The 1,061-nt window shown below is 40.2% G+C and carries 2 protein-coding genes; both read right to left on the bottom strand.

Features of this window, described 5'->3' with window-relative positions; genetic code table 11:
- The coding region (locus AACW75_RS24275) for a VOC family protein (protein ID WP_237297968.1) at positions 1–335 on the bottom strand (335 nt) is incomplete at its 3' end.
- Between the two features lie 64 nt (positions 336–399).
- Positions 400–1,061, bottom strand: a 662-nt coding sequence (locus AACW75_RS24270; RefSeq protein ID WP_237297967.1) for a helix-turn-helix transcriptional regulator, incomplete at its 5' end; no start/stop codon positions are given.

Here is a 1,061-nt window from a genome sequence, read left to right as displayed (position 1 = left end):
CCATCAAGGTCTAACGCAACAAAATTGATACCATATACAGACTCTTCGCGCTCTTGAGCAAAATTCACTCCTTGCTCTTTCCACTTTTCAAATAAGCTATCTAACTCGGTGCTGTTAATTGCAGGGACAGAAAGTTCAGTCCCGCCACCTCTAACTAAACTACTTGGCGTAAGTGTATCAGTTTGTTTTAGAGTGATTTTTACGTTTTCAGCAAACTCGACTACCGCAAAGGTTGGCGATAAAAGCTTAGGTTCACACTCAAAGACTTTCTTATAAAAGGTCATACTGAGTTGGATGTTCTCAACATAAAGAACAATAGAATCAATAGTTAACATAGTTGTAAATCTTCATTTTAAAAATGGATGAACTAAGTGTAACCACAAGTACTGACAGTTTTTGTCAGTAACGAAAGCGCTTGTGTTCGATGCCCTCCAGAGCTTCCCATTCAGTTAGTAAAGCATGACGAGAACGCTCGTATTTAGACTCAAGTTGTAAAAATGATTGAATTCTATCAAGTCTAAAATTACGGTAATCGTTCCGTGTTTCGCACCATGCAACCAAGATATTGTGTTGCTCAAACATACCTATAAGTATTGGCCACACAACCCTCTTGCTGATAGCACCTTTAGCGTCTTCGTAAAGAATTTCTGCTTTATGCTCTTTTTTTATCGTTGCTTTTAACTCAGCCAGCTTAACCATCACCTTTGGTGCTTTGAAAATTGAAGCAACTCTGATGACGCTCTCAGTATGCTTAGCTTCATGATCAGAAGGCAACACAGCTGAAACCTTAGCAAGTGCATCAATGGCAGCTTCGTTAAATTCTCCGTTTGCTTGCTTTACCACCCATTCAACTCCTAACTTAAGGGCTTCAAGCTCTTCTAAGCTAAACATCATCGGTGGCAAATCGAAGCTCGGTTTTAAAATGTAACCAAGCCCAGCTTCCCCCTCGACCTCTGCGCCTTGCGATTGCAAAGTTGCTATATCTCGATAGATTGTTCTTACACTAACATCTAGCTTATTTGCTAGATCCTCAGCTGAGACTGGATATTTATAGCGTCGAA

This window comes from Vibrio sp. L3-7, from assembly GCF_963898195.1.
Lineage (GTDB): Bacteria > Pseudomonadota > Gammaproteobacteria > Enterobacterales > Vibrionaceae > Vibrio > Vibrio echinoideorum.
The sequence above is the reverse complement of the archived record's forward strand: the minus strand, read 5'-3'. Positions and strand labels throughout refer to the sequence as shown.